Below are 25,879 nucleotides of genomic sequence, written 5' to 3'. Positions count from 1 at the left end.
AGTGATAACGTCACCCAGCGTAGAGACCTTCAAAGGATGACGGTGCTAATGCCGATTGTTCCCAGCGGGCGGAACGTGCAGCCCTGCGCGCCATTTTTCGCGAGCGAATTCGCCCGACGCTTGACCCAGGTCAACATGATCAAGCCCGCGTTCGCACAAATAGAGCTCGGATAGATCAACAAAGGTCAATCAGCGGAGACGGTCATGCCAGAGCACAGCAGCATGCATCTATACCTGAATTGGGCCAAGGAGCGGATCGACGAGATGGATGCGGCCTTGGCGTCGCTTGAGGTCAAGGCCGACCAGGCCAAGGCCGAGTCGAAGGTGAAGGCGGACGAGCTGATCACAGATCTCAAAAAGCGCCGCGACGAATTTCAGGCGCTGCTGAAGACGCAAGCCGAAGCAGGTGAAGCAGCCTGGGCCCGCGCCAAGACGGAGCTGGACCAGCAATGGAGCGGCTTCGAAGCCCGGATGCAAACCTATTTCGAAGGTGCCGGCAAGCAAATCGAACAGCAGCACGTCACTTTCAAGGAGATCGCCGCCGCGCAGGCAAAGGCATGGCGCGAGGCGGCCGACAAGTTCCGCGAGGCCGCGGGCAAAGTGACGGCAACCCGGCTCGTCGATCTCGACGCGGCGCTCAAGCAGATGAAGTCAGATGCATCCGAAGCCGAAGCACGCCTGCAGAAGGTTAAGCAGGCAGGAAGCGAGTCCTGGTCGGTCCTGAGCGCGGCACTGGCGGAATCACGCAAGGCGTTTGACGAGGCCAATCAGGCCGCGTGGAACGCACTTCGGGGCGCGAGCTCAAAGAGCTGAGCGCGCCGTTCTGCTCGCATCGTCCAGCTGAGGAGAAGCACGTGGCAACCGATGCGCTGGTTTCGAGTGAACTGAAATCGCTGCAGGACGAACTCGCGGCCGGCAAAGCCGACCGCGCCGCGAGAACTGACCCCGTAGTATCACCCGCCGTCGGTTCGACAGCCTCCGCGGATGCGCCGCAAAAGCCGCTCGAGGAGATCGAACGGCAGGATTATCTGCGCCAACTCGCCGACGAGATCACGGAGCTGTTCGGGAAGGCCGAGACGAGCATATCGGCCCATCCGGCGCAGAGTGTAGCCGGTGCATTGCTCTTGGGCATCTTGATCGGGCGCTTGCTGGGAAGGCGATGAGGAGCTGGGATACATGATCGATCATCTTCTGCGCGACCTGCAGGTGCTGCGCAAGGCCGACATGCTGATTGGGAAAATCTGGCTCAACGTGCTCGCGCGCCGGCTTGGGTTATCCATCTTTGCCGCCCTGATCGGCGTGTTCGGCCTCGGCATGGCAAATGTCGCCGGCTACAACGCTCTGCAAGGCCCGATCGGCGTCGTCTGGGCGGCCGCTGCCGTCGCACTTGCGGATTTCGCGATTGCCGCGATCGTGCTTGTTCTGGCTCTGAGATCCCGTCCAGGACCTGAAATCGAGCTTGCGCTGGAAGTCCGCAAGACCGCGCTCGACTCCATTCAGGAGGATGCGCGCGGTCTCAAGCTGACGATCGACGCGATGGGCCAGGAAATCAGGAATGTGAAGCAGAGTGTAACCGCGTTTGCACACAATCCACTCGACGTCGCGGCGGAAAAGCTGCTCGTCCCGGCAGCGCTTTCGGTCCTGAGGGGCCTGCGCGCGAAGAAAGACTCTTGATACGCTACGCTCGCCATGTCCTGATTGGCCATCTCCTCGCGGCAATCGCAGTTGATCATCCCATAACATCGCACGGCAGGCGTTCCGCCGGCCTCTGCCTATGGCATGATGTTAAAGATTTGTGACCGCGTGCAGCGTGACGGGTTCAGTGATCAAAAGAATGTCACTCGGCGCGGGATCTATGCGCCGGATGCGCGCGCTGTAGTGAATGTGGTGAAGATCCGGAACCAAGGGAAAAGGCGCGCGGCAAGCTGGGCCTGCGAGGTCCGACCAAAAAAACGTCGCACGAGACCCCTTCTGTTCTCGGCCGTCATCCCGGGAAGCCATTGGCAAAAAAGGATTTCCGTTGGTGGGCGCACCAGGGCTCGAACCTGGAACCCGCTGATTAAGAGACGCCCTTTTGTATTTCAAGGAAATCTAGCGCGTGCAGATCTCACCCGCATGCAAATGAATTGCCGCGGCTCGCAACTGACAACGGCCTCCAGCAATACACAACTGGAAATTTCCATGCATTTGGGCGAATGTTCGGGCAGTCTTCAAGTGCGACGCACCTGCTGAAGCGCTCTTCGTGCGCGACACGAAACGCTCCTGCTGCCTCTTCAACTCCGGTTCCGGCTGGACGGACCGACCTTGCTCTCGACCACCGAGCCTCAGCTCGCTCGGCGCATCTGCATCCAAATCAGGAGCTCGACATGAGCAGAACCCTCAATCGGACGCGCAGCAAGAAAAGCCGCCTCAATCTGATATTCCTTGTGGTCCTCGGCCTTCCGTTGGCCGTCCCTGCAGCTTCCAGCGCAGAGGATCAGCCGATTGCCCAACAAATCGCCGAGACCTTCGGCCTCAATTCATTCGGGCAGATCGAGGCTATGCGATACACCTGGAATGCTGAATTGCCGGGTGGTCATCAACTCTCCAACAAATGGGAATGGAGCCCGAAGACCAACACGGTGTCCTATGAGGGGAAGGACAAGCAGGGAAACCCGGTCAAAGTGACCTATCAGCGCTCGCAGCTCGACAGCCAAAGCGATGTCGTCAAGAAGGATGTCGATCCGACATTCGTCAACGATCAGTATTGGACGCTGCTCCCGTTCCACTTGCTATGGGATGGCGCGGTTGCGACCGATGAAGGCCAGCAGAAGCTGCCAATCGGTGACGGAACCGCCCGGAAGGTCGTGATGAAATACCCGTCAGAGGGCGGCTACCAGCCCGGCGACACCTGGGACCTTTACGTCGGTGCGGACAAACGCATCGAGGCGATCACCTACCACCGAGGCGCTGCCAACCCGCCTCACCTCGTTACGGGCAAATATGCGGACTACAAGAAGGCTGGCCCGCTCCTGATCTCAACAGACCACCCCGGGATCATCGACGGCAAGCCCTTCCGAATTACCATTACGGATGTGTCGGTGAAATTGACGGGGTCCGACAAATGGATCGACGCGCAATGAAGCGCGGGACAGTCGTCCTGGAGGACTGATCGCAAAGCGTGCGATCGTCAGACGTTCAGGTGCATCGCCCGATTCACCGCGCAGCGGTGCGCCGTAGCGTCGGGCATGTTTTGTCCGGACCCCACGTTCCGGCCACGCCTCAATTGGCGGCGACCGGCATCACTTCCATCTGCTCGTGCAGGATGACCCCTGACAGCGGATCAAACTCGCCGGCCCATGGCGCGCGCTCGAGCACGGCCCTTGTGTGCGAATAGCCTGCATCCCAGCGCTGCGCGATGCCGCGCGGGCTGAAATCGATGTCCTTGGTATGGGTCTCGCGATCAAGCTGTGGCGCGAGCAGGCGAACCACATGCATGCGCGTCTGACAGCCGTAACCAGCGAGTTCGCGCACCTCCGGATTATTGCGTTCGCTCTCCGGCAACGCCGGTCAGTGACGAAGGCTTTGGTCCGATCAATTCGCGCAGCGGCAGCATCGATTCGCTTGGGCAAATCGAGGCAATCCGCTACATTTACTCGCCCGGTGTGCCCGATACGCAAAGTAACGCTTCGATCAGCCGGCTCGTAGAGTGATTGTTCGACTTTCCGGAGCAGACGCCTATGCCCAGCAATCCCTTCACCGATATCTGGCATTTCCTGACTGCAACGACGAATGATTATCTCCATCAGGGAAGCTGGCGCTATCTGATCCTGGCCCTGTTCTGGGCTCTCCTCCTGGCGAGCATCGCCGTAGCGGTGCGAAACTGGCAGGAGGATTCGACACAACGTACTGGCCAACATCTCGGAATCTGGCTGGTCCGCGTTCTCATCGGCTGCATGTGGTTCCAGGGCATGCTGTGGAAGCTGCCGCTGCCCGTCTCCGACGGCCTGCAATACTGGACCGAACAGGAATCGACCAGCGCTGCCTTCGAGTTTCATCGAACCTTCCTAAAGGACGTTGTGTTGCCTCACATGACGATCTTTGGACCGATCGTGTTTCTTGCCGAGCTGGTTTTCGCCGGATCTATGCTCCTTGGGCTTGCGGTGCGGTTCGTGAGCGTGCTGGCATTGGCCTATACGCTGCAACTCTGGCTTGGCCTTTACGGCAATTCGTCTGAGTGGCCTTGGACGTACATGTTTCTCGCCCTCTTGATGTTCCTGTTTGCGCTGGAAGGCGCCGGACGAAGTCTTGGCCTCGATGCCTGGCTGCGCCGCAACATCCCCGCCGTGCGCGAGGGGAAGGGCCTTGTCGGCTGGTTCTTCAACCTCGCGGGCTAGTCATAGTTTCTCTTGATTGACGGACACATGATGGCCTTGGCCCGCGCAGTGACGCTTGTTGTGGCGCTGGGCGCAACTTGCGCATACGCCTCTGATATCGGTTATCTGGCCCCGCCTGGCCTCTCAGCAAAGAATTTCCCCTCGCCGCAGCGCCCGGTTGCACAGATCGTCGCCCCGAGCCGCTCAACTGAGGAGCATCGTGACTCGCTCGACGAATCCGGTGAGATCGCCCGTCTTCTTGAAATAAAGCCAGGCATGACGGTCGGCGATATCGGTGCAGGCAGTGGCTACCATACAGTCCGGCTCTCGCCTCGCGTCGGCCCCACTGGTTCAGTCATCGCCGAGGACGTCACGCGGGATTACCTCGTCGCACTCGCCAGGCGAACGGAACGCCTCAAGCTGACAAACGTCAAATTCGCGCTGGGCGAACCGCACGACCCTCGCCTGCCCGCGTCCGTGCTGGATGCCGCCGTCCTCGTGCACATGTATCACGAGATCACCCAGCCCTATGCCTTCCTCTACAATCTCGCGCCTGCCTTGAAGCCGGGTGCGCGCATCGGAATTGTCGACCTCGAACGCCCAACATCGGAGCATGGCACGCCGATAGAGCTCTTGCGTTGCGAGCTTTGCGCGGTCGGCTATCGCGAGATGGCCACTTACCAGCTCGCGGGCGATGGCGGGTACCTGGCCGTATTTTCTCCACCCGACGAAGCCAGCCGAAAGTCCCCGCACGACATCGTTGCGTGTGGCGACCGTGCCGGCACGCGCTGATGACCGATCCTGATTGCTACTGTCTTTGAGAAGCTCGCAGTTCAAGCGCAAGGCGAACGAACGTCGTCGAAATGGACCAGGCGGCCTTTACGCCAGCGCCGAGATTGCCGGAGACCTTCGATACGCCGCCGATCCGACATCGCTGTCCAACGGCGATTTCCATTGCCGGCAGCCGCGCGGCTGCGACCCGCATCAGCATTTCCAAATTCCAGCCATAGGTCTCCTCCTTCATGCCGAGACGGCCGAGTTCGTCCCGGCGGATGGCACGAAATGGCGACAGGTCGGTGAATCTTGCGCCATAGGCAAGCCGCAGCAGAAGTCCGCCGACGCGGGCCGCGATGAGCTGCTGTGGCGCCAGGCTGCCGGGCTCGCGTGAACCGCGAACGCGCGAGCCGAGCACGAAGACAGCCTGGCCTGTGGCGATCAGCCTCACCAGCTCGGAGACGAATTCGGCGGGATCACTGCCGTCACCGTCGAGAAAGACGACAATGTCGGTGTCGTCGCGCAATTTGGCGATGCCAGCCTGGATCGCGCGGCCGTAGCCGCGTCGTGGTTCGACGATCACGCGGGCTCCGGCGGCCTCTGCCCGCTGTGCGGTGCGGTCCCGTGAGCCGCCGTCGACGACGACGACCTCATTTACATTTTGCGCCAGCACCGCCGTCACGACCTGGCCAATCGCCGCCTCCTCATCGAGACACGGAATGATCGCCGAGACGACGGGCACCTTGTTCACAGGCTCCAGCGCAGGCCGCAATTGGCACAGGCTTTCGGCGGCTGGTCCGACAGCAGCGCCGCACGAAAGTCTCGGTATGCGGGCCCGTTCCAGATCTCTTGCAACGACTGCTGACCCGCATGGCCAAGGGTGTAGTTGTCATAGCCATGCTGCGAAAACGGCGCGATACAGCACGGCAAAGCGCGGCCGTTGGCCGTGAAATACATCAGCGACCATGGTCGCCGGCAGAGCGACCAGGGCGAACCGTCACCGCTGCCCTTCAGGCTTAATCCCGGCTCGCTCGCGGCGCCCGATGCGCTGAAGGTCACGCCGAGGGACCGCGCCAGATCCTCGGCCTGTTTCAGATAGACCGCCTCGCCCTCGGTGAGCTGCTCGAACAGGGCCTGATCCGGCTTTGCCTTGCCAATCGCGTTCTCGGCGAAAAATACCAGCCGCTGCAGATAGACCTCCTTGACGCCGATCTCCGCTGCGACTTTCACGAATGCCGGGAGTTCCTCGACAGTCTCCCTCAGGCCGGTGAGCCACACGGAAACCTGCGGCTTCAAATGCCCCTCCCGTTCCTGCAGCTCGCGAAACGCACGAATGTTGCGGATGATCCGGCCGAAGTAATCCCTGCCACGGATCGCCTTGAAGCTTTCACGGCTTGATGCGTCGAGCGACACGCGCAGTTCGTCGAGCCCAGCGTCGATCAGCGCGCGGCCGTTGCGCTCGCCGAGAACCGTTCCATTGGTGTTGAACAGGACATAGATGCCGCGGTCCTTCAGGTATCTGACCATCCGGGGCAGGTTCGCGACCAGCATGGGCTCGCCGACGCCATGCAACACAGCTCGCGCAAGGTCAGGAGCCTGGTCGACAATGGACGTGAACAGCTCCCAACTCATGTCCGCCGGCGGCTCAAGCTCCTCGTAGGTGCGGGGACAGGTGGTGCACAACAGATTGCAGCGGTTGGTCACCTCCAGATAAAGGCAGACCGGAGGGCGCTGCGCGACCTCGGTGCGCGCGCCCGAGACAGACTCGTGATAGCGGCGCGGATCGAACGACGCGGGAGCGCGGGCCGCTGTATCGGAAAGGCTCATTACGATACCCCTGCCTCTGCGGTTCGCTGCATGTGGGTCCTCCACGTCATCAAGCCCCATGCGAGCAAGAGACCTCCGAACAGAAGCGATTTTGTCACGATTCTTGGGATGTAGAAATCCCAATCGAGTTGCTCGGACAACAAGAGCGCTCCGATTGATACCACCCAGGTAGGCGCGGAACCACACAGAGCGACAAAGGGCGTTATCACCAGAAAATACCAGGGATAATTCGGCGACAACAACAGCAGGGTCACGAGTAACAGTGTGTTGATTGCAGCAATGCGCGAGGCGATGGCGCGGTCAGAGCTGCGGGCCATTGCGAGCCCCACGACCAGGAGAAGCAGTGCAGCCACTACTCCATAGCCAACAACATCGCCGCGATGCTCGCCAAACACAAGCCGCCAGACTGCCAGCGGCCACAGATCATTGCCCGCAATGATCCCCTCTTCGTTCAGATATCCTCTGGTCAGGAAGCCGAGAACGCCCCAGCCGACCGACAAATAGGGAACATAACAAAGCGCGACAGTGGCCATCACGACGAGGGGCATCTTGAGGTCCCAAGGTCGCCAGATTTCGGCCAGCACCGGTGCCGTATACGGCTTGACCAGCATCGAGAATGCGATCACGACCGCCCCCTTGAGAGCATGGCCAGTCAGGGCAATCCACACGCCCAGCAGCATCAGTGCGACCAGCAGCGCGTCGACATGGCCGCTATTGGCAATCTCCCACACCGGAAGCGGATGCCAGAAATAGGCGACCACGCGCGCCACCGGGCGATTGATCCGGCGCAGCAGGAGCACGATCAGTGTCACGCTAACGGCCTCGCACCCCAGCAGTGCCAGCCGCATCACAGTCACATTCTCACCGACACGCGTCACGATGAGAAAGAAGAACTGCGCCACCGGGGGATAGATCGTGACGGCGGTAGCGGCCCGGTTGATGTGAGGAAAGATCGCGCCGTCGCGCAGAAACGCCAGAGCCTGATCGGCCGGGACATAGCGATAGGGATTGATGCCGGCGGCCTGCACCCTGCCATCCCAGACATAGCGATAGATGTCGCTGGACAGCAGTGGATCGAACAATAGGACGTACGCTCGCAGCGCGATCCCAACCGCGAAGATGACCCATAGGGCACGATCGGCCGGCGCGCGCTCGGCGAGGCCAGTCGCGACGAACGTCAGGAGACCTGCGGTGATGGCGAGAGCGATAAAGGCGTTGTCACCAAAAGTCTCGAAAGCAAAGGGAGTGATCACGGTCAGACCAGCCAGGAGAAGACCCGTGCCGGCCAACAGATGAAGTGATGGGACATTGTCGACCAATCGCGCCAGTCGAGAGGATTGACTTGCGGCAGCCTCTGGCATGCGTTTCACGGGCTTATCTGTGGCGCGGCCTTGAGAAAGGCCCTGCTCGCCGGAGCAACTCCGCCGCCGTGAAAGCGGCTCGAACGCCCGGCCAGCTCTTCCTGGAGCCAACCCAAGGTTTCGATATCGTCGACATCGTACCATTCCGGCAGCAATGTCGTGGCAAGCCCGATTTCTGCAGCGCGCTCGCGTGTCGCATGGGCCACGGTTTCCGTTCCCCACGCGATCTGCGTGAACAAGTGCCGGTGCGCCTGCTTCAAGCCGATGAGGTAATAGCCGCCGTCGCTCGCCGGCCCAAGCACCATCCGGTCGCCGGGTTCGCGCAAGGCTTCGATGGCCTGTATCAGCAAGCGGGATGGCAGGGTTGGGCTGTCGCCATTGACGAGCAGGACACCGTCATGTCCGGCGTCCAGCAGTGCACGCGTCGCGCCATGCAAGACGTGTCCCAAGTCATTGCCGGCCTGCAGCAACAATCCGAAACCGGCTGGAAGCAGCCGTCGCATAATGTCTTCGGTCCCGGCCGGCGCATAGACTCCGTAGCCGCGCCTGCCGAGCGCCTCTGGTACGGCCTCGATGCTTGCGGCGACATCTCGCAAAAAGCAGGCGGAGAGCTCGGACGCAGCAACCGTGCCTATGGCGGCGGCAAGCCGCGTCTTTGAGTGGCCGGGCTGCGGCGCCTTGCATATGATCCCGATCGCCGCGCTCATGGCAGGAACCTGGAGCGCAGACGATCAGCGGAGATCGCGATCAATTGCAGCGCGTCGTGACTGCCGTCCCCTTCGCCCTTCTCAAAATCCCCGTCGACGCGCCCCATTTGATTTGTCACATGGGCAAAACACAGCACCGGCTTTTGTCGAGCTTGTGCGAAGGCGTAGAGCGCAGCAGCCTCCATTTCGACGGCCATCAGATTTCTTTCAACCATGGCGTCGATCGCCGGCTGGGTTTCGCGAAACGGCGCGTCCGTCGTCCAGGTCGCGCCCGTGAGCACGGGCACGGAAAACGCGGCGAACGCGCCGTCTAACGCCGCCATCAACCCGCGATCGGCATGCGAATAATCGGAAGGGGCCATGTAGTGATAGCTGGTCCCTTCGTCACGCAGCGCCCGCTCAATGACAATGAAATAAGGCGGTTTGCGTATCGGCACGATCTGCCCTGAGGACGTGACGCTGATCAGCAGTTTGCAGCCCGACGCAAACATTTCCTCGGCGACCAGCACAGCGTATGACGCGCCGACTGCACAGCCGACAATTCCGAAATCAATGCCGCCGCGGCTGAACGAGTAGAGCTGGGTATGATAGCAGGCCCATCCTGGTTCGAGCCTGGCCTCGCCGCGCGCCAGCAGGCTGCGCACAATATCGCCGTCCGGGTCGAGCACGCAGATCTCGGGGACGTGCGAGGCCGTGATGCGCTTTTGCCGGCGTGCCTCGCGCAGCAGATTCTCCGGCGTGAATGCGGACGGTTGGGCATAATGTTTTTGCGCCAGAATGGGCGGAACGCCGCCGTCATTGCGCGCCATCTCCGGATAACCTCGTCTCGCCGTGGTCGCTCATTGGTAGCCTTCTCGCCGACCACGGGCAAGCGCGACCAGCCGGCCGCGGCTGCGCAGGTCGCGGCCGGAAATGCGGGAGCTGTCACAAAAATGGCATGGGTTGAAGTAACGAAGCGAGCTTCTATAGCGTACTTGCTACCCCTCGCGGCTCACGCGGCGAGCGCCTTGCGATCCACCACTCGTTCGTGTTGATCCAGGACAGACGATCGCTTAGCATCAGTCATAAAGAAGGCCAGTTCCTGTCTTCATCATGCGAAGGACCGTCATGGTGCAAGGCCCCTCTCCGATCGTCGTAGCTCCTTGATATCGAGGACCAACATGAATCACGAGATCGCAGTTTCGAAGGCAAAGGACATCGCCGATCGCATTCTTGCGCCGGCAGCCAGGCAAAACGACAAGGATGCTCGATTTTCGTCCGAGGCGGTCGCGGCGCTCGGCTCGGCCGGATTGCTGGGAATCATGTTGCCGACGGAGGTGGGCGGCTCGGCGCTGGGACCGCGAACCTTCGCTGCTGTCGTCACGGCGCTGGCAGAAGCGGACGCGTCCGCTGCGATGGTGTATTTGATGCACCTGTGTGCGACCGCGACCATCGCGGCGGCCCGCTCGGGTGCGACAACGGCACAGACGCTGGAAGACATCGCCGCGGGTCGCCACCTCACCACGCTGGCATTCAGCGAGGCGGGATCGCGCAGCCACTTCTGGGCGCCTGTCTCGCGAGCCAAGCGCAATGGTGCCAATTTGCGTCTCTCCGCCAAGAAATCATGGGTAACCAGCGCCGGCCAGGCGCAAAGCTACGTTGTCTCGGCCCTGGCTCCCGATGGAAGTGGCCCAACCGATACCACCCTTTACCTGCTTCCCAGCGCCACGCCTGGGTTGTCGGTGGCCGGCGCCTGGGATGGCCTCGGAATGCGCGCCAACGCGTCTGCGCCGATGATGCTTGAGGATTGCGAGCTCGAGCCCGGCCTGCAACTGACCGACGACGGTGCCGGCTTCAAGGCGATGCTGGAGGTCGTGCTACCCTTGTTCAACCTCGGCACGTCCTCGGTCGCACTGGGTCTTTGCCGGGCCGCAGTGGCCGGGACCGCAACCCATCTCAACAGTGCACGCTTCGAGCATTTGGGCCAGACCCTCGGCGAGAGCCTGCCGACCCTCCGGGCGCAACTTGCGACGATGCAGATCGACACCGATGGACTTGCCGGGCGGATCGACGACCTGATCGATCACCTCGAGCGCCCCCGAGAGACGACCATGCTGCGTGTGCTCGAGAGCAAGGCCGCGGCCGGCGATGTTGCCATTTCCGTCACCTCGGCAGCGATGCGGGTGTGCGGAGGCGCTGCGTTCTCCAAGCATTTGGCTATCGAGCGATTGTTCCGCGATGCCCATGCTGGCGCAGTCATGGCGCCGACGGGCGATGTCCTGCGCGAGTTCATCGGCAAGGCCGTGCTAGGGATACCGCTGTTCTGAACGTGAAGCGGCCGCGCCGCTTGGCAACGGTCGTATCGCAATCGATCGCATTTGGACGTTGAGCTTGGCAAGCGAGGAGCCGTCATGAGCCGGACGATCTGGGTGGGTGCCGTCGCCTATGACCCGAAGGTGGTCAGTATCTGGGAGGGCATGCGACGCTATTTTCACGAGGAAGCCCGTGTGCCGGTCGAAGTGGTGCTGTTTCAGAGCTACGAGACGCAGGTCGCCGCACTGCTCGCCTCGTCTGGTGAGCAGCTGCCAAGGATCGACATCGCCTGGAATACAAATCTCGCTTTTATCCAGGCCGATGCCTGGAGCGACAAGCGTTGTCGACCCATCGCGATGCGCGATACCGATGTCGGCTGGATGACCAAGATTGTCGCAGTAACTGGCGGACCGGTGGCGGCCCTTGCCGATCTCAAGAATCGTACCCTTGCACTCGGCAGCCGCGACAGCGGCCATGCGGCAATTCTCCCGGTTTATTTTCTCCAGCGCGAGGGGCTGGCTGAAGGGAAAGACTACCAAACGCTCCGCTTCAACACCGATCTCGGCAAGCATGGCGACACTGGGACCAGCGAGTCCGACGTCGTTCGCGCAGTCCTCGACGGTCGCGCCGATGCCGGTGCAATCGGCAGCCCGTTCTGGAATGCCGTGCGCAGCGAGCGTCTGGTGCCGGAAGGCGCGCTCACTGAAATCTGGACATCGCAGCCTTATAATCACTGCATGTTCACCGCTCGATCCGATCTGGATCCGGCGCTGGAGCAACAGTTTGCCAAAGCCCTATTCGGCATGAGCTTCGATAATCCAGCGCATCGGGCGGTGCTCGAAGCGGAAGGGCTACGCCAATGGATCGCGCCGCAGCTTGAGGCCTATGCCGAGTTGCGGGAGGCCTCCTTGCAACAGGGATTTTTAACGCGGCCTTCGGTTTAGGGGCCGGGCCGACGGCTCACTCCGCCCTCAGCGCAGCTTCCACCGCTTCAGGCGCAATTGAAGATCCTCGCCAACCGGCGCTGGTGGTCGGATTCGCGATCGAACGCGCGGCGTACGGCCGCAAAAGATTGGGCCAGCGGAAAGATGTCGTGGCTGACCAAGAGGTCGCTATCCTCGGCCCCGACCGGATGCCAGAACACGCCGTCCGCCGTAATCGTCACCTCGGGGACCAGGTCCGCTCTTGCCAGGGCGACGCCCTCCATGGCGGTGCCGCGCAGCGCAATTCGCCTGATCACCCGGTCTTCCTCTCTGACGTCATGGGCGGCAAGGAAGCTGCGAAACTCCTGTGCCTCGGCATCGCTCGACACTGTCGCCGCCAAGCGCACTCGGAATCCTTCGGCGCGGGCCCTCTGGATTCCATTCCAGGCGCGCGCCCATGTCCCCTTACCACGATGACTATCGTGGCGCTCCGGCGTCGGACTGTCGAGGCTGATCTGGAAGGTGATGCGGTCGCGCGGCAACGCGCGCAAGGTTTCAAGCCTGCTGCCGGCAAACAGCATGCCGTTGGTGAGGACCGTGGTCGGCGCCGCTGCCGCACACGCGACAAGGATCTCGCCAATGTCCGGCAGCATGAATGGCTCGCCACCGGTCACAAAGATCTCGCTCACGCCGAGCTCTGTTGCCTCCATGGCGATCCGCCGCACCCGCTCGATGCCGAGTTCCCGCCGCTGCGCTTTGGGTGACGAGCGCACGCAGCAATAGTCGCAGGCCAGGTTGCAGTCAAAGTTGGTGTAGAGCCACAGGCGAGAGCCGACAGGCCGATCTTCTCCGACGTTCTCAGGAGGCTCGCCGTACCGGAAAACGCAGCGCGTACGCCCCTCTTCGACTGCCGTATCGATCAAGCTGTTGCGGGTGAAGCGGCACCAGGATTCGAGCTCGCGGCCAATGCTCGGATCATCGCTGATCACGGCCACGAGATCGCCCTTATCACTGCGGCGCAATGCTGCGATCAACTCCGGCAGCAGGCCCGAGGCAAAGGTCTTGGTGCCGGCGTCGAGTTCAACGTTCGCGTTGATCCGCATGCATGAATCCTCGGTCCCCAGGGCCATTGCGCCAGTTTCGCAGCGGAGAGATCGCGCCAGCAGGCAAAGGTAACCCCATAATTTTCCGTCAAACATGCAGCAAAATCAATAAATCATGTTCTTTTGCACGTTCCTGATAGCCATGCACACGGTCAAACGCCATCCGGAGCTGTCCCCTTTGCGTCATGAAGAAACTGCCCTCACCCTCGGGTTCACGCGTACCAGACCTCCCATTATTCGGCGACGCAGCCAGCTCGGTTACAGGCGGAGGGTCACATTCCGGCGATCAATTTCCAGCCGCCCAATGGGCGTCGCAGGCTAGATAATTGAGTGCATCAGCACGAACGGTCCAGACACGCGCATCGTTTTTCTGGACACCCGTCACTTTGCGCTTGAGACGGAAGGCGGCACGGTTGCCAACGAGATCAGACGCTTCTTGTTGGGCTGATAGAGGACGCCGCGTCCAGCAAATCTGATGTCCGCGGATCACGAGCGCGCTTTCAGTAGATCTTCAGTCCGAGCCGCACTTATTGCACGAAGACGAGTTTAGAGATCGGAGGCCGCGCCCTGAGCAGCCTTCGGGGGTCGCTACTGTCCGCGCGAAATCCCGCAAGATCATAGCTCAGGGCAGCATATCGAGGCGCCGCGTAGCCGGGAGCGACTCGAACCCCGACCCTATTGTCCTCATGCTTTAGCGATCAGCGCCGAATGATCACGCAAAAAGGTGACGCCTTACCCGCACGTGTTAAGAAGCATAAGAGGTCAGCGCCGCCATCGCGCTCAAGAGCAAGGTCGTGAAGGAGGCCATCGGTTAGATTTGTCCGCCGTTGCCAAAACCGGCGGGTACCTCCTTCGCAGCGCATTTTGGTGATCACCACACACCAACTCGCTTACGACGGCTTGGATCAGTGAGCCTTGTCATTTTCCAAACGCTGCGACATCAGTGCCTCCCACTCGGAAACGAGCATGAAGCCGGGGTCCTTTCGGCAGGCTTCCTCGGTCTCACGCAACAGCTGCTCATCGGTCTTTTCAAGTTCAAGCGGATCGCCGTGCGGTTGCGGCACATAGAACGGCGTATCCACATAGACTTCGACCAGATTGCCCTCGGGGTCGTTGAAGTAGATCGACCAGGCATTGCCGTGGTTCAGACCGAACATCTCGGTTGCGCCGTTTGCCAAGGCTTTGGTGCGTGCGGAACGAAGCTGATCCAAATTTGTGACTTTGAAGGACAGCTGCATCACAGTGCTAGGAGCGTTTTGCGCTCTGCCCGAGGCAAGCGCCAGCTGATGATGCATGTTCGGTTGCGAGCTCATGAAAACGAGTTGGTTTTGGAAGCGGCTGCCGACACCGCGATCCGTAACCACCAGGTCGAGGGTCCTGCAGTAGAAGTCCTCAATCTTCTTGATGTCCCAGACATAGATACCTACGTGGCTGAGGTTCGGACGTGATTGCAGCGAGGATTCAGCCTTCGATGTGGCTTCAGTCATGTTGATCTCCCAGATAAACAGTTCTTGCTCGACAAGAACGTCGAGCGAGGTGGTTGCCAGTGCCGGCCGCGGCTGGTCCTTCATCAGCCGCGGGCAAATCCGACCCTCTGGAACAAATAGTCCCGCGATTCCGAAGCCAGCCGGCGGGCCTTGGCGACGAGGGCGTCGTCAATGAGCTTTCCACCAAACTTGACGGGCTTGCCCGCGACAAAGACCGCCTCAATACATCCAGCGTCTGCCGCCCCAACCATGGCATCGACCGGATTCTGCAGGGGATAGTAAGCTAGATTGTCCGCCTGGAGCAGCAGAAGGTCAGCGCTCTTTCCGACCGCGAGAGAGCCGGCGACCTTCTCGAGCCCCGCTGTCTTCGCGCCCTCGAGTGTCGCCATCTGAAAGACCTGCCGCGTCGATATGACGCTTGCCGCGTTCCAATTGGCCGGCTCCGATCGATCGTCTGCCGGGTTGCTTGCTTGGAATCGTCCGACCGCAAGCGTGTTCTTCATGATCGAGAACATATCACCGGAAGATGTCGACTCGCCGTCGCAGCTCAAACTGGTGACAAGGCCGCGTTCCAATGTCCGCACGACCGGAGGCAAACCTCGGCGCCACCGAACCCGGAGCATTTCGTCGAGCGGAGAAATCGAGACGGTCCCGCCTGAGTCACGGATAAACTGGAGCTCCTCATCTGTACTGTCTTTGACATGCACGTGAGTGATGTCGGGGCCAAGCAATCCCGCCTCTTTCATGGCCTTTATCCCGCCGGGACTCGCAAAGCCTATGTGGATCGTCGTGGGTATACCGAGTTCACGTGCGATCGACAGATCGCGCGCGACTTGGGGAATCACGGCAAAATCGGGCCCCCTGCCCGCCATCGCCATCGTGACAAGCCCGCCGTCGGCGCTGAAGTGCTGTTTGCGCACTCGCCTGATATCGTCAGGGATGCCCTGAGTGCTTTTGACGATCCACTTTGACGGATCGGGCGCCTGGGGCCATCCCATCGCAAAGACCGACCGCGCGGGAACGTCGCGCAAGCCTTGCACCGCGGCGTCCGCATGGGCCGGACTGTTCATGATGTGCGACCAGTCGACCAGCGTGGTGATGCCGTCATCCAATGCAGCGAGTCGGCCGATCAGATTGGCGGCATAGACGTCTTCCGGACGCATCACCACGCCGAACTTGAAGAAATTGTTCGCGAAGTACTGGGCCGCACTCCAGTTGGCGCCGAGGTGCCTGAGGCAGGATTGCCAGGTGTGCCGATGGGTTTCGACGAAACCGGGGGCTACAATTAGACGGCTCGCGTCGACCACCTCTGCATTTCCGGCTTCGATCGTGCGATCGATGGCCGCGATCTTTCCGCCTTCGATCAGCAGGTCGCCCACAAAATCGGGCAACGCGGAGTTCATCGTGACCAGAGACCCACCCTTGATGAGCACTCTGTCCGTTTGCGGAACCTTTCGGGCATCAAGAATGAATTCGGCACCTGAACTGCGCTGGATGCCACCGATAGTCGAGGCGGCAGAGCAAGCGAGAAGAGCTTTCACAAACGAGCGGCGATCCATAGTGTTGCCCCTGATATTGCTTCGTTGACGTTGTGAGAGAGCCTTGAGGTCAGATTCGTGGCAACTTCGTCCGTTCAACGACCCCCTTCCATTTCACAATCTCCGTTTCGATGAGCTTCTTCATCTCCTCCGGCGAACTTCCGCGAACCTCTCCGCCGGTGGCCGTTTCCAGTCGCTGCTTGACTTCCGGATCCTTGAGGGCGTCCAGCGTTGCAGCGTTGAGCGCGTTGATGATGGCGGGGGGCGTGCCCTTTGGAGCCAGCAATCCCGCCCACGTACGAACGTCATAACCCTTCACGCCCGCCTCATCGATGGTCGGTACGTTCGGCAACAACGCGATCCGCGATGGCGCAGTCACCGCAAGCCCGCGCATAGCACCGCTCTGGATTTGCGAGGCAATCAGGACAGGCGTGGCAATGATGACCGGCACCTCGCCACCGAGCAGAGCAGTTACGGTTTGAGCGTCGCCGCGGTAGGGCACATGAACGATATCGATTCCGGCCATCGAATTCAGCAATTCGCCCGCGAGGTGATGCGTGCTTCCGAAGCCAACCGAGCCGAAGCTGAGAGCGCCCGGCTTTTCCTTGGCGATCGCGATCAGCTCACCCAGTGTCTTGGCGGGGGAGTCGCTTCGCACCGCGACCACGAGCGCGTAGTAGACAACCGTTGAGATCATGTCGAAGCTCTCGACCGGCTGATAGTTCAACTGCTTATAGGTCGCGGCGGAGATCGCATGGGCACCTGTGACAAGCCCTATCGTGTATCCGTCGGGCTCGGACTTGGCGACGGCGTCAGCTGCAATGTTGCCGCCAGCGCCTGGTTTAGCCTCGACCACGACGGGTTGCCCAAGCCTCTTCGATAGCCCGTCCGCGATGATGCGCGACAAAGTGTCAGCTGCGCCGCCGGCGGCAAATCCATGCAGCAAGCGTATCGGGCGCGAAGGATAATTGTCCGCATACGCCTCGGAGACGCTAAATAAACCGCTGAGAACGAAAAGAATTGCTGCAGTAAGACGTGTTGTGATGCGCATCGGCACGCCCTCCCTCAGTTTGCTTCTTGGCCGCATCGGAGCGACAGTTTCTTCATTGCAATACGCGCTATGTCGTCATGACGATCTTGCCCAGTGCGGAGCCCTTTTCGAGCAGCGCATGAGCCTTCCTGACGTCTTCGAGCTTCAATCGCGCCGAAATCGCCGGCCTGATCGCGCCCCGGCTTAGTGCGTCGATCACGTTGCGCATGAGCGCGCGATGCCCATCGCGATCTTGGTCGTAGATGTGGAAGGAGAAGCAGCGAACGGCCGGGCATATGTCGAGATGATTGCGCATCGCCGCCATCAGGTTCTCTTCCGGCAATCCGGCGAAGGCATTGTATGAGAGGAGCGTGCCCCATCTGCCGAGCGCGCCGAGATAGCCGGTGAATTCAGGCCCACAGACGTGGTCCAGCACCACGCCGACGCCCTCGCCGCTGGTCAATTCGCGAGTCCGAGCCACGACATCTTCGCTGCGGTAGAAGATCAGGTGATCGGCGCCGTTGCGGCGCGCGAAGGAGGCCTTCTCTTCGGTCGAGACGGTGCCGATCACCGTCATCTGCGCAAGTTTGGCGAGTTGTACCAGCGCGGTGCCGACTCCGCCTGCGGCGCCAATCACCAGCACGCTGGCCGGCGCGCGGTGATGACGGCACTCGTGCAGGAGCGCGTAGGCCACCTGGTAGTTCGAAAGGCACACTGCAGCTTCCAGATCGGCGTCGTCAGGAAGCGTATGGACGGCGTCGGCCGGAGCGACGACATACTCGGCGTAGCAACCGCCGCGGTGGGGCAGGTCTCGCGCACTCAGCAGGACTTTCTGGCCAATGGCGAAACCCTCGACGCCGGCCCCGAAGGCAGAAATGCGACCCGCAACGTCATTCCCAGGATTAGCCGGCAGCGGCGGCATCCATTTGTACACGCCCCGACGGATCAGCACGTCCGGCTGCCCAACTCCGAACGCCTCGGCCCGGATCTGCACTTGGCCATGACCGGGTGTAGGCAGGGGGAGCTCAACTACTTCCAGGGCCTCCGGCCCCCCCGGCTGATGCACTAAGACTGCCTTCATCGACGTCGCTTCCCCTTCATCACCGAATTTTCGAAAATACTATCTGTTGCGAAAATTATTGCAAGATGCTCATTGGCGCGGCATCTTGAGGCATCGATTCATGGGCAGGACCATGCCTGAGAGCGCCATTCGCCCACGCAAGGAATTCGGCAAGACCATCGCCGCCGACATCACCCATCGGCTGCGCGAGGAGATCGTGACCTGCGGCCTGCCCCCCGGCGAGCCGTTGAGGTTCGACGTCTTGCGCGAGCGTTTCGGCGCGAGCTTCACCACTTTGCGCGAGGCGCTGACCGCCCTCGCCGCCGAGGGCCTGGTCGACGCCCAGGAGCAGCGCGGATTTCGCGTTGCGCCGGTCAGCCGGCAGGATCTTGTGGAGGTCACCGACGCCCGGGTCCTCATCGAAGTGGAATTGATCCGCCGCGCGATCCAGAAGGGCGATGACGACTGGGAGATTGCCGTCATCTCCACTCTGCACAGGCTAAAGCGCATCGAACAACGGGATCCGGAGCATCCGCTGCGCGATCCCGAATGGAAGATCGCCCACAGGCAGTTCCACCAGGCGCTAGTCTCCGCCTGCGGCTCTGCGACCCTGCTCGGGATCCGCGCCGAGCTGTTCGACCGCGCCGAGCGCTACCGGCATCTGTCGGCCAATTTCCGACCGCGCCCCCGCGACAAGGCCGGCGAGCACCAGGCGATCATGCAAGCCGCCATATCACGCAATGCCGATCTCGCCGTGCAGCTGATCGAGACCCATATCCGCACCACTGCGGACAATGTCGCGAAATACGCCGGGCACCTGCTCGAGACCGAATAGAGCGGCGTCGGCATTTTTCACCGGCGCCAGGCTTGCATCTTCGGCGATTTTCGAAAATAATGCCAAATATCGAAAAATGCGAAATTTTGGGTTAAATCCATGAAGCTGCTGTCGTTCTTGGATGGAAGTCGGGAAAGCTGGGGAGCCGTTGTCGAAAATGGCGTGGTCGATCTCTGCCGCGCCCTTCCCCAATATCCGACGCTCGCCGACTTCCTCGGCAGCGACGACTACGCGCGCCGCGAGGCCATTGTCGCCGAACACAAGCCGACGATGGCGCTGGCTGACGTCAAATACCTTCCCGTGATCCCGCGTCCCGAAAAGATCGTCTGCGCCGTGCGCAATTATCTCGACCACCACAACGAGGCGGTGGCGTTCGGCATGAAGCGCGAGATCACTGAGTTTCCGCCGATCTTCCTGCGGGTTTGGCGCTCCCAGGTCGGCCACAACGCGCCGGTGATCCGGCCGAAGGTCTCGGACAATTTCGACTGGGAGGGCGAGCTCGCCGTCGTCATCGGCAAGGGCGGTCGCCACATCAGCCAGGCCGACGCCTGGAATCACGTGGCGGGCTATTCGATCTACAACGACGTCAGCGTGCGCGACTGGCAGCGCCATGCCGGGCAAATTGCCTCCGGCAAGAACTTCGTCGGCACCGGTCCGTTCGGACCGTGGCTCGTTACGCCGGACGGAATCGGCGATCCCGCCAAGCTAAAGCTGGAAACGCGCGTCAACGGCGAAACGGTGCAGTCCTCGAACACTTCGATGCTGATCTTCTCGATCCCGAGGCTAATCGAATACTGCTCGACCATTTTCGACCTCGTTCCCGGCGACGTCATCGCCACCGGCACGCCGGCCGGCGTCGGCTTCACCCGCAAGCCGCCGATCTTCCTCAAGCCCGGCGACGTGGTCGAAGTCGAGATCGAGAACATCGGCGTGCTGCGCAATCCTGTCGTCGACGAAGCATAGAGGCGCGCATGTCCTACGATGTTCGCAAGACCGCGCTCAGTGTCGAGGAGATCTGGCATGAGCGCGGGCCTCGCCTGGAGAAGCCGCTGTTGGTCGGAACGGCCGTTGCGGTCATCCGCAATCCCTTCGCCGGTCGCTACGAACCCAATCTGATGCCGTTCCAAGCGGCCTTGCGTGAGCTTGGACACGAGCTCGCAACGCGCCTGATCGCGCAACTTGGCGGCGCCTCACACATCGAAGCCTACGGCAAGGGCATCATCGTCGGTGAAGACGGGGAACTCGAACACGGCGCCGTCTGGCACGAAGCCGGCGGCCAGGGCATGCGTGAGGTGCTCGGTCAACCCAAGGCGATTGTGCCGGCGGCCAAGACCATCGGAGGCCCGGGCACGCGCCTCATGGTCCCACTGGGCCACATCCACGCGTGTTATGTGCGCAGTCATTTCGGCACGGCGGAGATGACGCTCTGGGATGCGCCGCGGCGCGATGAGATTGCGTTTGGTCTCGTTATGGCGACCGGCGGGCGACCACACGCGCGCATCGGCGGGTTGGCGGTGTCGGACATTTCTGTACATGATGGCCAGCGCTGACAGGCTGCGACTAGAGAAGTCACGACAGGGCCGCAATCAATTGGGGCCTCGCTTGGAACTCTTCGTGGACGAATCGACAACATCGCGCGGCAGGCTCAATAGCCGATCGAGCACTGAAAACAGCGAACACATCAGCTCCATTCCCAGAGCCCTTTCAAGCTCCTGGTAGCGTGCGTTGACATCCGGCATGATCTCTTTGACCAGTGTTTGCCCACGTTTGGCGAGCGTCACAAAGACCTTTCTTTGATCGTCTCTGCTCCGCTCGCGCGCAACATATCTGGCTTCCTCCAGGTAAGAGAGGATATTTGACAAACTCGGTGCGGAGATCTGGCAAAGCGATGCAATCTCGTGCTGCTCCAGCCGATCGTAATCGCTGACTACTCGCAAAATGCGCCATTGCTGTTCAGTCAGACCATGGGCCTGGAAGATCGGGCGAAAATGCTGGAGCAGCACTTCCCTCGCCTGCAACAGCATGAGCGGAAGATTCTCTCGTCCTACGATCCCGCCTGCGGACCTCATTACACCCCCTCCTCGACTATTCGAGACGTACATGGCGCGTGCGCTCAACTGGCTGTTTGATCTGAATCAATGATCGTGACGATCATAATCATTAAGATCATAACATTCAGCAATGGGAGAGATGTCCATGGGTAAAATCGTGCTGGCCGCCAAGATCGCGCACGTTCCCTCGATACTGATTTCAGAACGAGAAGGCCCCTTGAAAGGCAAGCGCGCCGAGGCGATTTCGGCCTTGCGCGAAATCGGCAAGCGCGCCCGTGACCGTGGCGCCGACACCTTCCTGGTGTTCGACACGCACTGGATCTCCAATTTCGGTTGCCACATGAACGCTAATGCCCGGCACCGCGGCACCTATACCAGCCACGAGGCGCCGCACATGATCCAGAACATGCACTACGATTATCCAGGCGATCCCGCCCTCGGCGACGCGATCGCGGCGGAGGCCGCCAAGGACGGCCTCTCGGTGCTGGCGCACAAGGTCGAGACGCTGCCGCTGGAATACGGGACGATCGTGCCGATGCACTACATGAACGAGGACGGCTGGGCACGCGTGCTGTCGGTAGCCGCTCCCATCTTCGCCAGCGTCGAAGAGAACCGCAAGTTCGGCGCAGCCTGCGCCCGCGCGATCGCCGACTCAGACCGCAAGGTCGCGGTGCTCGCGTCCGGCTCGCTGTCGCACAGGCTCGTCGCCAACGAGCAGGTCGGCGACAATCAATGGGAACAGGTCGGCAGCGAGTTCAACCGCCAGATGGATTTGCGCGTGCTCGACCTCTGGAAGGAGCGCCGCTATGCCGAATTCGTCCGTATGCTTCCTGAGTATTCGACCAAGTGCAACGGCGAGGCCCTGATGGCCGACACGCATATGATCTTTGGCCTGTTGGGATGGGACGCCTATAAGGGCGAGACCGAGCTGCTCTGCCCATACTTCCCGTCATCGGGCAGCGGCCAGATCATCGCCGAGCATCATCTTTGAAGAGGACGAACGAGCACACTGAGGCTGGCCAGACCGGCCTCGGTGTCACTCTGGTTCCGCTTGAAGCCTACCGCTCCTCGGCGACGACGGTATTGCGCAGAACGCCGGCGAGTGGATTCCACCTCGACGACATCGCCCGGCTTCAGCCAACGCGGCGGATTGAACCGCGCTCCAGCACCGGTCGGCGTGCCCGTAGCGATCATATCGCAAGGCTTGAGGGTCGCGAAGGTGGAGAGATAGCTAATGAGATAATCGAATGGAAACATCATTCGCTCCGTCGAGTCGTGCTGTCTCTCCTCTCCATTAACGCGAGTAATGATATCGTGCGGCCCACGTGGATCGCATTCGTCAGCCGTCACGACCCATGGTCCGATGCTTCCCGATCGATCGAAATTCTTTCCCTGCGTTACGTTGAACTTTCCATGCCGAAGCCAGTCCCGCACACTGCCCTCATTGCACAGCGTCATTCCAAAGATATGCGACCAAGCCTGCTCACGCGGAATGTGACGACCGGCCTTGCCTATCACGATCACGAGCTCGCCCTCGTAGTCGAACTCATCGGACACGCGCGGCTTTTCAAGCGGCTGGCAAGAGCCAACCACTGAAGACGGAGCGCGGACGAACAAGCTGGGGTACTTCGGCAGGTCAGAGCTGTCCTTGTACTCCTCGTCACGATCGTTGTAGTTCACGCCAATACACCAGAGCTTCTCAGGATTCGTGATTGGCGGCAGAAGCGTCAACTGGTCGAACCGGTAATCCGGGACCCGGCCAGCCACCGCTTGTTGCGCGACCGAGAGCGCGTCCGCCGCTATCAGCGTCTTCAAATTTGGAAATTCGCCGCCCATCCGCGAAGTCAGATCGATCACTCCGTCGCTCGATGCGGAGCCATACCGTTCTTCGCCGTGTTGCAAGTAGCTCAGCAACCGCACGATGACGCCTCCTCGGCAATGATTGATCGGCGCACCAGACGACACATGACTAGCGTCCCGCCTTGCGTTCGATCTCCAGCCGCTCTTCCGCTCCCTTGCGCAGATGCGCCAGCTGATCGAGCAAACCCTGTGGGTCGACAAGAGGGTTCAGCTCGTTTGGTGCCCGCGAAATGACTTTCTCGCGGAGCTCGGTCAATCCGTTCGAGAACGGATGCGTCGTGAGATGCACCATTACGGGATTGACGGGTTGCTCGACCAGCTTCTTAATCTTGTCGAGGCTTGCAATGTACCCTTCGACCTGTTTCGAATTTTCGATCGCATTGAGCCCGAGTCCGCCGACCGTGATGGCGCGATAAGCTTTTGTGCCATCCTTCACGTCGTAGGTGTACGACGCCGTGCCCTGGGTATGACCAGGGGTCTCCAATACGCCAAACGTGTTGTCGCCTAAACGGATGACGTCGCCGTCCCTGACGACGACATCCTGATCGATCATTGACCACGGATGCGGCGTTCCTTCGGACTGCTTCGCTCCCGCGATCGCCTCGCTCCAGCCGATCTTGGTCATCACGAACTTCGCATTCGGCAGCAGAGGCTTGAGTTTGGCGGCCCCGCCGACATGATCGAAGTGCCCATGCGTCATCAGCACGTATTTTATGTCGGCAAGGTCGACGCCGACCTTGCGCAAATTGGCGATGAGCTGGTCTACATGAGGCTCATGCAACGTGTCGATCAACACCACGCCATCACTGGTGCGTATCGCCCAGGACGAAACCCAGCAAACGCCGACATAGTAGACGTTATCAAAAGCCTTCCACGGCTCGATGTACTGAGCCTTGGGATTGTTCAGCCAGGCACCTAGCTCGGGCGGCATCTTCTTGGTGCGGCCAAACTCCTCGAACTGCGCCAGGATTTCCTTCGACGGACACCCCTCGAACGGCTGCGCAAGGGCTGCCGTGCCAAGAGACGATGTCAGGGTTATAATCGCGCCTGCGAGAAGACCAAGATACCGACTTGATCCGGCTTTCCTCCACAAGGACTGGAAAGTCGCCAACGTTCGTGGGGCAAGGCAAGACTGGCAATTCATGGCATGTTCCTTTCGATGCTAACAGGTGAGCGAATCACGCGGATGCTAACGGCGGCCCTGGGAAAAGCTTGCCTGGATTGAGAATTCCTTTCGGATCAAGCGCCATCTTGAGCGATCGCATCACCTCCAAAGCCTGAGCTCCGTGCTCCTGCTCCAGAAAACCGCGCTTTCCCAGACCGACCCCGTGCTCGCCGGAGCACGTCCCGCCCAGGGCAAGACCGCGCGCCACGATCTTGTGATCCAGCGTGAGCGCGCGCTCGACTTCAACGGGATCGTCCGGATCGACCAGGATGCAGCAGTGAAAATTGCCGTCTCCAACGTGGCCGGCGATTGGTGCTATCAATCCGGACGCTGCAATATCCTCTCTCGCTCCGAGAACAGCTTCGGCAAGCCGCGAGATCGGGACGCAGACGTCGGTGGCAATGCCTTTCGCCCCCGGACGCAGCGCGACGGCGGCCGGATACGCCCGGTGGCGGGCTGTCCACAGCCGATTGCGTGCCTCCGTCCCGCTGGACCACACGAAGCGAACTGCTCCAGCGTCATTCGCCAGGGTCTCCACGAGTTCGGCCTGCTCTTTCACGCTGGAACTACTGCCGTTGAATTCAAAGAACAGGGTCGGGACCGCCTCGTAGCCCTCGAGCCTGGAATAAGCGATGCTCGCTCCCATTTGCACGTCATCCAGAAGCTCGACGCGCGCAATCGGAATACCGAGTTGCATCGTCATGAAGACTGTCTCCACCGCCGCGGCCAGAGTTGGGAATTGGGCCACGGCAGCGCTGGTTGCCTCGGGTATGCCGTGAAGGCGCAAACGGATCTTTGTGATGATTCCCAGCGTTCCCTCCGAACCGACGAAGAGGTGGGTCAGATCGTATCCGTTGGCGGCCTTACGCACGCGACCGCCGGTCGAAATGAGCCGGCCATCGGCCAGAACGACTTCCAGCCCAAGCACATTTTCCCGAATGGTCCCATACCGCACCGCGTTCGTACCGCTTGCGCGAGTCGCACACATTCCGCCAATCGTGCACTCTGCACCGGGATCGACCGGAAAGAATAGGCCTGCGTCGCGGATGAAGCTGTTGAGCTGCTCGCGCGTGACGCCCGGCTCGACCAAACAATCCATGTCCTCCCGATTGACTTCGATGATCGAGTTCAGCCGCGTGAGATCAACGCTCACTCCTCCGCAGACGGCATTCACCTGCCCCTCGAGACTCGAGCCTGCGCCGAATGGAACGATTGGCACCCCCTCTCGGTGACAGAGCGCAAGAATTTGCCTAATCTCGTTCACCGTCTCGACGAAGGCGACTGCATCCGGCAAATGAGGCAAGGCGGGGCCTTCGCCGTGCGCGTGCTGCTCGCGCAACGTCATGCTTGTCGACAGCCGGTCGCCGAGGAAGCTCCGCGCTTCCATGATCAGAGACTCCACTCGTTCCACCGACACACGGGGCGCGGCAACGGACCAGGTCGCGTCCAGCAGGGACAGTGGGCTCTTCAACGCTTCAAGCATTTCTCCCACTGCCCTTCCTGCTCGATGT

At 61.0% G+C, this 25,879-nt stretch carries 25 protein-coding genes and 2 pseudogenes; 12 read left to right on the top strand and 15 right to left on the bottom strand.

The window, feature by feature from the left end:
- Positions 1–204: 204 nt before the first annotated feature.
- From VFB05_RS05265 to VFB05_RS05250, 4 genes are all read left to right on the top strand, one after another.
- Positions 205–813 (top strand): hypothetical protein, encoded by a 609-nt coding sequence (locus VFB05_RS05265; RefSeq protein ID WP_325009566.1) that lies wholly within the window; start codon positions 205–207, stop codon positions 811–813.
- Positions 814–854: 41 nt separating this feature from the next.
- Entirely contained in the window at positions 855–1,163 is a 309-nt protein-coding gene (locus VFB05_RS05260; RefSeq protein WP_325009564.1) for a hypothetical protein, read from the top strand.
- Between the two features lie 13 nt (positions 1,164–1,176).
- Positions 1,177–1,674, top strand: coding sequence for a hypothetical protein (locus VFB05_RS05255; RefSeq protein ID WP_325009563.1), 498 nt, complete (start codon positions 1,177–1,179; stop codon positions 1,672–1,674).
- Between the two features lie 692 nt (positions 1,675–2,366).
- Positions 2,367–3,122 (top strand): hypothetical protein, encoded by a 756-nt coding sequence (locus tag VFB05_RS05250; protein WP_325009562.1) that lies wholly within the window; start codon positions 2,367–2,369, stop codon positions 3,120–3,122.
- 139 nt (positions 3,123–3,261) lie between these two features.
- Here VFB05_RS05250 and VFB05_RS05245 read toward each other — a convergent pair.
- A pseudogene (locus tag VFB05_RS05245) lies at positions 3,262–3,543 on the bottom strand (DUF3734 domain-containing protein); the annotation flags it as partial.
- 176 nt (positions 3,544–3,719) lie between these two features.
- On the opposite strand from VFB05_RS05245, the gene VFB05_RS05240 reads away from it, so the two are divergent.
- Together VFB05_RS05240 and VFB05_RS05235 are read left to right on the top strand one after the other, a co-directional pair.
- On the top strand, positions 3,720–4,376 hold the full coding sequence (locus VFB05_RS05240; protein WP_325009560.1) for a DoxX family protein: 657 nt from the start codon (positions 3,720–3,722) through the stop codon (positions 4,374–4,376).
- A gap of 27 nt (positions 4,377–4,403) precedes the next feature.
- A complete protein-coding gene (locus VFB05_RS05235) occupies positions 4,404–5,147 on the top strand; it encodes a class I SAM-dependent methyltransferase (RefSeq protein WP_325009558.1) in 744 nt (247 codons plus the stop codon).
- A gap of 16 nt (positions 5,148–5,163) precedes the next feature.
- On the opposite strand, the gene VFB05_RS05230 is transcribed toward VFB05_RS05235, so the two are convergent.
- From VFB05_RS05230 to VFB05_RS05210, 5 genes are read right to left on the bottom strand one after another with little or no spacing between them, the layout of a single operon-like run.
- The gene (locus tag VFB05_RS05230; RefSeq protein WP_325009556.1) at positions 5,164–5,880 is read right to left on the bottom strand and encodes a glycosyltransferase family 2 protein; all 717 of its coding nucleotides are present in this window, start codon (positions 5,878–5,880) and stop codon (positions 5,164–5,166) included.
- The gene (locus tag VFB05_RS05225; protein WP_325009553.1) at positions 5,877–6,956 is read right to left on the bottom strand and encodes a radical SAM protein; all 1,080 of its coding nucleotides are present in this window, start codon (positions 6,954–6,956) and stop codon (positions 5,877–5,879) included. Before VFB05_RS05225 ends, VFB05_RS05230 begins: the two co-directional genes overlap by 4 nt.
- Positions 6,956–8,317, bottom strand: a complete 1,362-nt coding sequence (locus VFB05_RS05220; protein WP_325009793.1) for a glycosyltransferase 87 family protein — start codon at positions 8,315–8,317, stop codon at positions 6,956–6,958. Before VFB05_RS05220 ends, VFB05_RS05225 begins: the two co-directional genes overlap by 1 nt.
- 5 nt (positions 8,318–8,322) lie before the next feature.
- On the bottom strand, positions 8,323–9,024 hold the full coding sequence (locus tag VFB05_RS05215) for a TIGR04282 family arsenosugar biosynthesis glycosyltransferase (RefSeq protein ID WP_325009551.1): 702 nt from the start codon (positions 9,022–9,024) through the stop codon (positions 8,323–8,325).
- The gene (locus tag VFB05_RS05210; protein ID WP_325009549.1) at positions 9,021–9,692 is read right to left on the bottom strand and encodes a nucleoside phosphorylase; all 672 of its coding nucleotides are present in this window, start codon (positions 9,690–9,692) and stop codon (positions 9,021–9,023) included. The genes VFB05_RS05215 and VFB05_RS05210 overlap by 4 nt, the downstream gene beginning before the upstream one ends.
- Positions 9,693–10,184: 492 nt before the next feature.
- Between VFB05_RS05210 and VFB05_RS05205 the strand changes: the two genes are divergently transcribed.
- Positions 10,185–11,330, top strand: coding sequence for an acyl-CoA dehydrogenase family protein (locus VFB05_RS05205; protein WP_325009547.1), 1,146 nt, complete (start codon positions 10,185–10,187; stop codon positions 11,328–11,330).
- 84 nt (positions 11,331–11,414) lie between these two features.
- Positions 11,415–12,260 carry a phosphate/phosphite/phosphonate ABC transporter substrate-binding protein gene (locus VFB05_RS05200; protein WP_325009545.1) on the top strand — a complete coding sequence of 282 codons (846 nt, stop codon included), beginning with the start codon at positions 11,415–11,417 and terminating at the stop codon, positions 12,258–12,260.
- A gap of 47 nt (positions 12,261–12,307) precedes the next feature.
- Here VFB05_RS05200 and VFB05_RS05195 read toward each other — a convergent pair whose 3' ends face one another.
- The 5 genes from VFB05_RS05195 to VFB05_RS05175 all read right to left on the bottom strand — a co-directional run bounded on the left by VFB05_RS05195 (position 12,308) and on the right by VFB05_RS05175 (position 18,478).
- A complete protein-coding gene (locus tag VFB05_RS05195) occupies positions 12,308–13,342 on the bottom strand; it encodes an Rv1681 family radical SAM protein (RefSeq protein WP_325009543.1) in 1,035 nt (344 codons plus the stop codon).
- A gap of 905 nt (positions 13,343–14,247) precedes the next feature.
- Positions 14,248–14,913 (bottom strand): VOC family protein, encoded by a 666-nt coding sequence (locus tag VFB05_RS05190; RefSeq protein WP_325009541.1) that lies wholly within the window; start codon positions 14,911–14,913, stop codon positions 14,248–14,250.
- Entirely contained in the window at positions 14,913–16,388 is a 1,476-nt protein-coding gene (locus VFB05_RS05185) for an amidohydrolase family protein (protein WP_325009539.1), read from the bottom strand. The genes VFB05_RS05190 and VFB05_RS05185 overlap by 1 nt, the downstream gene beginning before the upstream one ends.
- 49 nt (positions 16,389–16,437) lie before the next feature.
- Positions 16,438–17,418 (bottom strand): tripartite tricarboxylate transporter substrate binding protein, encoded by a 981-nt coding sequence (locus VFB05_RS05180; protein ID WP_325009537.1) that lies wholly within the window; start codon positions 17,416–17,418, stop codon positions 16,438–16,440.
- A 67-nt stretch (positions 17,419–17,485) separates the two neighbouring features.
- Complete coding sequence (locus VFB05_RS05175) at positions 17,486–18,478, bottom strand: zinc-dependent alcohol dehydrogenase family protein (protein WP_325009535.1); 993 nt, start codon at positions 18,476–18,478, stop codon at positions 17,486–17,488.
- 112 nt (positions 18,479–18,590) lie between these two features.
- Between VFB05_RS05175 and VFB05_RS05170 the strand changes: the two genes are divergently transcribed.
- The 3 genes from VFB05_RS05170 (at position 18,591) to VFB05_RS05160 (ending at position 20,842) form a co-directional block, all read left to right on the top strand.
- A complete protein-coding gene (locus VFB05_RS05170; RefSeq protein WP_325009791.1) occupies positions 18,591–19,292 on the top strand; it encodes a GntR family transcriptional regulator in 702 nt (233 codons plus the stop codon).
- A 99-nt stretch (positions 19,293–19,391) separates the two neighbouring features.
- Positions 19,392–20,255 carry a fumarylacetoacetate hydrolase family protein gene (locus VFB05_RS05165; RefSeq protein WP_325009533.1) on the top strand — a complete coding sequence of 288 codons (864 nt, stop codon included), beginning with the start codon at positions 19,392–19,394 and terminating at the stop codon, positions 20,253–20,255.
- An 8-nt stretch (positions 20,256–20,263) separates the two neighbouring features.
- Positions 20,264–20,842: an amino acid synthesis family protein gene (locus VFB05_RS05160; RefSeq protein WP_325009531.1), complete on the top strand. Its 579-nt coding sequence runs from the start codon at positions 20,264–20,266 to the stop codon at positions 20,840–20,842.
- A gap of 36 nt (positions 20,843–20,878) precedes the next feature.
- Here VFB05_RS05160 and hpaR read toward each other — a convergent pair whose 3' ends face one another.
- Positions 20,879–21,316, bottom strand: a complete 438-nt coding sequence (gene hpaR / locus VFB05_RS05155) for a homoprotocatechuate degradation operon regulator HpaR (RefSeq protein WP_325009529.1) — start codon at positions 21,314–21,316, stop codon at positions 20,879–20,881.
- Between the two features lie 172 nt (positions 21,317–21,488).
- On the opposite strand from hpaR, the gene hpaD reads away from it, so the two are divergent.
- Positions 21,489–22,334 carry a 3,4-dihydroxyphenylacetate 2,3-dioxygenase gene (gene hpaD / locus VFB05_RS05150; RefSeq protein ID WP_325009527.1) on the top strand — a complete coding sequence of 282 codons (846 nt, stop codon included), beginning with the start codon at positions 21,489–21,491 and terminating at the stop codon, positions 22,332–22,334.
- 67 nt (positions 22,335–22,401) lie between these two features.
- On the opposite strand, the pseudogene VFB05_RS05145 reads toward hpaD, so the two are convergent.
- From VFB05_RS05145 to VFB05_RS05135, 3 genes and pseudogenes are all read right to left on the bottom strand, one after another.
- A pseudogene (locus VFB05_RS05145) lies at positions 22,402–23,263 on the bottom strand (fumarylacetoacetate hydrolase family protein).
- Between the two features lie 49 nt (positions 23,264–23,312).
- Complete coding sequence (locus VFB05_RS05140) at positions 23,313–24,296, bottom strand: MBL fold metallo-hydrolase (RefSeq protein ID WP_325009525.1); 984 nt, start codon at positions 24,294–24,296, stop codon at positions 23,313–23,315.
- 85 nt (positions 24,297–24,381) lie between these two features.
- The gene (locus tag VFB05_RS05135) at positions 24,382–25,851 is read right to left on the bottom strand and encodes an FAD-binding oxidoreductase (protein ID WP_325009523.1); all 1,470 of its coding nucleotides are present in this window, start codon (positions 25,849–25,851) and stop codon (positions 24,382–24,384) included.
- Positions 25,852–25,879: the final 28 nt, after the last annotated feature.

It is taken from the genome of Bradyrhizobium sp., from assembly GCF_035652035.1.
GTDB lineage: Bacteria > Pseudomonadota > Alphaproteobacteria > Rhizobiales > Xanthobacteraceae > Bradyrhizobium.
Note: the sequence above shows the minus strand (reverse complement) of the source record. Positions and strands in the feature narration are given on the sequence as shown.